Below are 6141 nucleotides of genomic sequence, written 5' to 3' on the forward strand. Positions count from 1 at the left end.
GTTAAAAACAGCACCGGGGTTTGCTGCTTGCAGCGGATGATTTGCAGCAGCTGCCAGCCATCGATGCCCGGCAACTGCACATCGAGAATGATCAAATCAAACGCCTGCTCCTGCGCCAGGTGCTGGCCGTCCAACCCATCGTGTGCCACCTCCACCAGATAGCCCGACTCACTCAGGCCCTTGCGCAAGTAATCGGCGGTTTTTACTTCGTCTTCCACAAGCAGGATGCGCATCTGGTCCTCCACAACGTGCGCACTAGGCTAGGCGTTTCTCCTCGGTTCGCCCATTACAAATCTGTAATCCAGCGGCAATCGGCTGGTAGGGCAGGGGCGCGCAGCATGGCCGCCACTTGCCACCTATGGAGAACGCCGTGCTAAGCCGAACCATCCCACTCACCCTGCTGGCCCTGACGTTGAGTGCCCATGCCCTGGCCGCGGCAAACGTCGCCCAGCGTGCCGACGTCACCTTGCCCCTGGCCAACCAACTGCTTGACGCCACCCTGGCTGCCTGCCACGCCAAAGGCCTGACCGCCGTGGCCGCAGTGGTCGACCGTGGCGGCAACCTGGTGGCACTGCAACGCGACGACAACGTTGGCCCGCACAACACCGCTGCTGCGCAACGCAAAGCCTTCACCGCGCTGTCGACCAAAACCGCCACCGGCACCCTCGCCGAACGCGCCCGCAACAACCCCGACGCCGCCAACCTCACCACCGTTAACGAACTGCTGCTGTTGGGCGGCGGTTTGCCCCTGCGTGTCGACGGCCAAGTCATCGGCGCCATCGGCGTTGCCGGTGCTGGCGGCAGCAGCAACGACGAAGGCTGCGCGCAACAGGCCATCAACCAACTGTTACCCACAAAAAACTAACCGGAGCCCCACCATGACACGCCTTAAAACCCTACTCGCCGGCATCGCCCTGAGCGCCGTATCCAGCCTGACCCTGGCCGCTGACAATCCCCTGAGTGTGCACGTACTCAACCTGCAAGACGGCCTGCCCTCGGCCGACGTACGCGTCACCCTTGAACAACAAACCGGCAACAGCTGGACCCTGCTCAACAGCGGCACCACCAACGCACAAGGGCGCATTCCGGCCCTGTACCCAGAAAACAAAACCCTGGAAAAAGGCACCTACCGCGTCACCTTTAAAACTGGCGACTGGTTCCGCGCCCACAACGCGCCAACCTTCTTCCCCGAAGTGCCCGTAATCTTCGCCGTGGATGGCGCCGTGGCCCACTACCACATCCCCTTGCTGCTCAGCCCCTACGGCTTCTCCACCTACCGCGGTAATTGAAAAGTCCGCGTTCTGGCTCCTCTAGGGACTGACTGAATTGCTTGCAGTGGAGCGCTTCGAGCGGCTGGCGGGCGGCCGGCTAGGGGCGGGGGGATAGGGAGCAGGCGCCGCAGATCTCAGCCGCAAAAGCCCCTCACCCTAACCCTCTCCCGCAAGCGGGAGAGGGGACTGATCGAGTTGCTTGCAGTGAAGTGCTTTGAGCGGCTGGTGGGCGGCCGGCTAGGGGAGAGGGGCCGGGCTCCGCAGATTTCAGCCGCAAAAGCCCCTCACCCTAGCCCTCTCCCGCAAGCGGGAGAGGGGACTGATTGAGTTGCTTGCAGTGGAGTGCTTCCTACAACGGCACGTTCTGCGCCAGCCGTTTACCCTTAGCCGCCAATACCGCCGCCTGCACCCCCGCCAACGTTTCCTTGCCCGGCGGCACTTCCAGCACGGCACTTTCCACCAAGGTATAAACCCGCTCGCCGGTATTCAGCGTCACCTGCAAAAACGCCACGTGCTCGGTCCACGACCGATAACGTCGGGCGATAAGCAGGCTGTACTGGGACTTCACCGCAGTAATGCTCGCTAACGGAATCTGCCGGTGCGAGTGGCCTTGGGTGAGTACCAATTCATCGTTATGCACAAAGGCCATCGCGCATTTTCGCAGGCGCCTGTATTCCACGGCGAAGCGCCCCCATAGCAGCAGTAGCAGGGGCACAAGAAAGACCATATCGCCGCGGGTCATGGTGGTTGCGCCAAGCGCTGCCATCACCGTCATCAGCACAAAGCAGGTGAGGGTGATGAACTTGTAAAGGTGCACGCTCTGGTAGTCCAGAAGGGTGAGAAAACGCATATCCATACAGGCTCTCTCTACGGCGGATGTGGCGAAGGGCTTGAGTAAAACGGCGGCCGTTAAAACAGCAGCCGAAGGCGCTGCCCCGAGCAAAGCTGAACACTAGGGGCTGCCACTGGTTTTCGCCGGCTCACTGCGACAGCGGCGACTCTTCACCCAACGCCGCCAGCGCCGCCTTGTCGTCTTTATAGCGCGCCCGCAACTGCGCCCATTGCGTGTTCAGCGTGGTGCAGTATTTCTCCGCCGCGTCGGCCAGCTCGGCGGCGCGAGCGGCATCGTAGGGTTCTTCGCCAAGAAAGTGTTCGCAGGTTTCCCGCTGGGTGATGAAGGCCGTTACATCGGCGGGTAAGTCGGCGGCCTGGCTTGCCGCCAGCGGTAACGGGCAGCTGAGTAAAGCGAGCAGGGCACAGCGGCGGGGCGAAAAGGCCATGGCGAATCCATTCAAAAAAGGCGGGTAATTAGTGGCGCGATTAAACGCGCTAGCCCGGCATGGCACAAGCCGACTGGCGCACAGCCCTGAACAGGACTTGTCGCCCTGCTAAAAGCGCAACTGCCATGCCACAGGCCGGAATTTTCCCGGCCTACCGCCGCCCTGGGCTATCATCCGCGCCCCCTAATTCGCCGCTAACCGCCACAGGTCACCCATGCCCGGCAACGCCCTCTACACCGACCTGTCCGGCTACTACGACCTGATGTGCGCCGACATCGCCTACGGCGCACAAAGCCACAGCGCGCAGCGCCTGCACCAACTCTTCGGCAACGCCGGCAAACGCCACCTTGACCTCGCCTGCGGCACCGGCCCGCACGTGCGCCACTTTATCGACGCCGGCTACCAAAGCGCGGGCCTGGACATCAACCAACCCATGCTCGACCGCGCGGCCCTGCGTTGCCCCGAAGCCCACTTCGCCAAGCAAGACATGTGCAGCTTCACCCACGGCCAACCGCTGGACCTTATCACCTGCTTTCTCTACTCCCTGCACTACAGCGCCACCCTCGACCGCCTAAAAGCCTGCATCGCCAGCGTGCACAGCGCCCTAGCCGTCGGCGGCGTGTTCTGCTTTAACGCCGTCGACAAAAACAAAATCGCCAACGAAGCCTTCGTCGCCCACACCGCCACCCATGAGGATGGGGTATTCGGCTTTAGCTCCGCCTGGAGCTACCCAGGGCAGGGCGAGCACCAAGCGCTAAAACTGCGCATTGAAAAGACCACGGCCGAGGGCGAAAAACAGATATGGCACGACGAACACCCCATGGTGGCCGTGAGCTTTGCCGAACTCACCGCCTTGCTGGAACCGTGGTTTGACGTGCATGTGCTGGCCCATGACTACGAGAAATTGCTGGCGTGGGATGGCGAGTTGGGCAATGCGTTGTTTGCGTGTGTGAAGGTTTGAAGCGGTGAGGGGCAACCACCCGTGTTGATGCTTTGCTTTCTTTCACCCGCGCATCGATCGGCCCTGATAGGCCGCCCCATATGCAAACGCGGCCACACACCTTCCAACTGCTTGGGCTTTACATGAAAAAGCTGCTTTTACCGCTTGTGCTGCTCACACTGGCCGCCTGTATGCCTTACCAATCAGTGACCTCGACCGATCCCAACTGGATGCGTTTGGGAGGCGAGGCGCCTGAAGGTTATCCACGGACGTTTGTTGAAAACCTAAACGGCACGTGCGCGTCTGTTACCGAGTCATGGTCTGAGGGAAGAATTAACGGTCGTCTTCTGTGGACCAAGCACCAGTCTCGAACACCGGTGACCTGTCCATAAACGCCTGTGTAGCGACTGACTTCGCGCCTGCTAAGTCGAAACCTCAGTTGCCCGTTCATACGCCACTTTCATCACCTGCCAGGTCTGCGCATCGGCGGGTATCAGGTGCTCAATTCGCAGCGATGCCACGGTTATGTCCAGCGGCATCCCAAACGTGGTGAACGTGGAAAGAAACGTCAACGCCTGCCCTTGCAGGGTGTTCAGCCGGGTCAACACCACCGGCGCCAGCGCGGCGTTATCGGGCAACCCAGCGGGTCTTGGCAAATCACGCAGCAACTCAGCGAGCGACGCGTGGCTGGCGGCCTCTCGGGAGGCACGTTGCCAAGCGACTGCGCGAATCTCGTCGGCATTAACCAGGTGGTCGCCCAAGCCGCCCGGGCACAGCAGCGTAGTCAGCAAGTTAAGCCCCAGCTCAACGCCGGCGTGCACACCGACCATCGCAAACAACAAACCGGCGCTGACGTTGGCCGCAGTGATATCCCAGTTACTGGCAATCACGATGGCGGGCGCGGGATTGTTCGCCTGCAAGATATGGTTAATGGCGTCATCCACCATCGCCAATTCCGGCGCTTGCAACGGCGAGGCCGCGTAGCGCGGCGCATAACCGGCCGCGAGGAACACCTCGTTGCTGTATTCCAGCGGCGTGTCGAGAGCCGACAGCAGCGCATGCAGGGTGCTGGTGCTGGCTTTCGCGCGGCCGGTTTCGATACAGCTGAGGTGGCGCTGGGAAATGCCGGTAAGCAGCGACAACGCCAACTGGCTTAAACCGGCCTGCTGGCGCAGCCTGCGCAAATGAGCGCCCGCCGCCAGGCAGTTGGCGGGCGGGGTGCGATGGAAGTGACGGCTACTCATGCGTCTACCTTGGCTATCCGTGCGAGAAACGTCCATGACCTGTGAGGTCATTGAGCGGCGAAGCACCCTATCACTAAATGTGCCCTGGAACCGTACCCAGGAGAACGCCATGAGAACCCTCTTTCTACCACTGGCCGCATTACTGTTATTTGCCCTGTACACCGGCTGGACGCTGCTCACCGCAGAGCAGTCGCTGCTCGCCTTGGGGCTGGAACTGCTGAGCCGCCCCGACACCGCCCAAGTGCTCATCGACCTATACCTGATGGCCACCCTGGCCTGTATCTGGATGGTCAACGACACCCGCGCCCGAGGCCAATCACCGGCCAGCGTGCTGCCCTACGTACTGCTCACACTGGTCTTCGTATCAATCGGCCCGCTGCTGTATCTGGTGATAAAACAACTGCGGGAACGGCGGGCATGAACACCGCCTTATCCGTGTGTGCCACCTGCGTGGTGGTGCTGTTCTTCAAAATGGTTGCCGTGTCTTGCTACCAAGGCTACTTCCGCATGCGCCTGGCCGCCTTTACCAACCCGGAAGACGCCGCCGTCTTCAACCGCGCCGCCAATGCCACAGAGCTACCAGAGGTGGCGCGTGGCGCCAAAGTTTGGCTGAACGACCTGGAAAATATTCCGGTGTTTATAGCGCTAGCGGGGCTAGCCATTGTTGTGCAGGCACCTGCTACCGCAACGGTTTGGCTGTGTGGCGTGTTTACCGCCGCCAGGGTGGTGCATACGTTGGCCTATCTGGCGAGCGTTCAACCGTGGCGCACAGTGAGCTATGGGGTGGGGGTGGTTTGTTTGGTTGGGCTTGCTGGGTTAGTTACGGTGGGTGCATGGGGCGTTTAGGAAAGTAAGTCTGAGCGGCCTCCTTTCTAACCATGAAAAACGGTGGAGTGGGCGGGGAGGTGGGTGATGAGTTGTTTGCGTGTGTAAAGGTTTGGCGTTAACGCGCTGTGCGGGCCATTGCTTGGGCTCTACTCGGCCTTCTCCAAGATCACATCGGTAGAAACCTCGTCATAACCTTCGTATTGAAGCTTTATTGGCCTGAACCCGGGCGAGGTTACGGTGAGTGTGTTGAGGATTGCGATAGACAAGAAAGGGACTGGCGTCCATACACGAATCGCGCCCACAGAAAAAGAACCGTCTGGGCTTGTCGTAGTCGTCTCTAACTTATTTTGCAGTTGGTCATTCTGAAGTTGAACCGTAGCCACAAGCGGATTGCCCTCCGAGTCTGTAACTCGGCCGTTAACCTCAGGGCTAATAGCAATATTTATGCAGCCGGACAGCGTGAGTAAAACTAGAGCTAGCGAGATTTTTTTCATAAGTGTCCGTGTTGGGAGGGGGGGCGTAATATAATTCCGGCGGCATTGTCAGCGCAATGGAGAAAAGAGGCGATTTTATTTAAC

9 protein-coding genes are annotated in these 6141 nt (G+C 60.2%); 5 read left to right on the top strand and 4 right to left on the bottom strand.

Features of this window, described 5'->3' with window-relative positions; translation table 11 throughout:
- A partial coding sequence (locus tag AAAB16_RS25205; protein ID WP_340665822.1) for a response regulator occupies positions 1 to 233 on the bottom strand: 233 nt, incomplete at its 3' end.
- Positions 234 to 358: 125 nt separating this feature from the next.
- On the opposite strand from AAAB16_RS25205, the gene AAAB16_RS25210 reads away from it, so the two are divergent.
- Together AAAB16_RS25210 and uraH are read left to right on the top strand one after the other, a co-directional pair.
- Entirely contained in the window at positions 359 to 865 is a 507-nt protein-coding gene (locus AAAB16_RS25210) for a heme-binding protein (protein WP_340665823.1), read from the top strand.
- Between the two features lie 13 nt (positions 866 to 878).
- A complete protein-coding gene (gene uraH / locus AAAB16_RS25215) occupies positions 879 to 1289 on the top strand; it encodes a hydroxyisourate hydrolase (RefSeq protein WP_340665824.1) in 411 nt (136 codons plus the stop codon).
- 331 nt (positions 1290 to 1620) lie between these two features.
- Here the strand turns inward: uraH and AAAB16_RS25220 are convergent, their stop codons facing one another.
- Together AAAB16_RS25220 and AAAB16_RS25225 are read right to left on the bottom strand one after the other, a co-directional pair.
- Entirely contained in the window at positions 1621 to 2127 is a 507-nt protein-coding gene (locus tag AAAB16_RS25220; protein ID WP_340665825.1) for a hypothetical protein, read from the bottom strand.
- Positions 2128 to 2251: 124 nt separating this feature from the next.
- Complete coding sequence (locus AAAB16_RS25225) at positions 2252 to 2551, bottom strand: hypothetical protein (protein ID WP_340665826.1); 300 nt, start codon at positions 2549 to 2551, stop codon at positions 2252 to 2254.
- Between the two features lie 214 nt (positions 2552 to 2765).
- Between AAAB16_RS25225 and AAAB16_RS25230 the strand changes: the two genes are divergently transcribed.
- A complete protein-coding gene (locus tag AAAB16_RS25230) occupies positions 2766 to 3512 on the top strand; it encodes a class I SAM-dependent methyltransferase (RefSeq protein WP_340665827.1) in 747 nt (248 codons plus the stop codon).
- A gap of 401 nt (positions 3513 to 3913) precedes the next feature.
- Here the strand turns inward: AAAB16_RS25230 and AAAB16_RS25235 are convergent, their stop codons facing one another.
- The gene (locus AAAB16_RS25235) at positions 3914 to 4735 is read right to left on the bottom strand and encodes a helix-turn-helix domain-containing protein (protein WP_340665828.1); all 822 of its coding nucleotides are present in this window, start codon (positions 4733 to 4735) and stop codon (positions 3914 to 3916) included.
- A 109-nt stretch (positions 4736 to 4844) separates the two neighbouring features.
- On the opposite strand from AAAB16_RS25235, the gene AAAB16_RS25240 reads away from it, so the two are divergent.
- Together AAAB16_RS25240 and AAAB16_RS25245 are read left to right on the top strand one after the other, a co-directional pair.
- On the top strand, positions 4845 to 5156 hold the full coding sequence (locus AAAB16_RS25240) for a DUF2834 domain-containing protein (RefSeq protein ID WP_340665829.1): 312 nt from the start codon (positions 4845 to 4847) through the stop codon (positions 5154 to 5156).
- Positions 5153 to 5581, top strand: coding sequence for an MAPEG family protein (locus AAAB16_RS25245; RefSeq protein ID WP_340665830.1), 429 nt, complete (start codon positions 5153 to 5155; stop codon positions 5579 to 5581). The genes AAAB16_RS25240 and AAAB16_RS25245 overlap by 4 nt, the downstream gene beginning before the upstream one ends.
- Positions 5582 to 6141: the final 560 nt, after the last annotated feature.

Origin of the sequence: Pseudomonas sp., assembly GCF_037994325.1 — a bacterium.
Classification (GTDB): domain Bacteria; phylum Pseudomonadota; class Gammaproteobacteria; order Pseudomonadales; family Pseudomonadaceae; genus Aquipseudomonas.

Bases quoted from the DNA above. Each gene is read 5' to 3' on its own strand.
- AAAB16_RS25225 (WP_340665826.1), bottom strand. From the start codon at position 2,551: ATGGCCTTTTCGCCCCGCCGCTGTGCCCTGCTCGCTTTACTCAGCTGC.
- AAAB16_RS25245 (WP_340665830.1), top strand. From the start codon at position 5,153: ATGAACACCGCCTTATCCGTGTGTGCCACCTGCGTGGTGGTGCTGTTC.
- AAAB16_RS25240 (WP_340665829.1), top strand. From the start codon at position 4,845: ATGAGAACCCTCTTTCTACCACTGGCCGCATTACTGTTATTTGCCCTG.
- AAAB16_RS25210 (WP_340665823.1), top strand. From the start codon at position 359: ATGGAGAACGCCGTGCTAAGCCGAACCATCCCACTCACCCTGCTGGCC.
- AAAB16_RS25235 (WP_340665828.1), bottom strand. From the start codon at position 4,735: ATGAGTAGCCGTCACTTCCATCGCACCCCGCCCGCCAACTGCCTGGCG.
- AAAB16_RS25230 (WP_340665827.1), top strand. From the start codon at position 2,766: ATGCCCGGCAACGCCCTCTACACCGACCTGTCCGGCTACTACGACCTG.
- uraH (WP_340665824.1), top strand. From the start codon at position 879: ATGACACGCCTTAAAACCCTACTCGCCGGCATCGCCCTGAGCGCCGTA.
- AAAB16_RS25220 (WP_340665825.1), bottom strand. From the start codon at position 2,127: ATGGATATGCGTTTTCTCACCCTTCTGGACTACCAGAGCGTGCACCTT.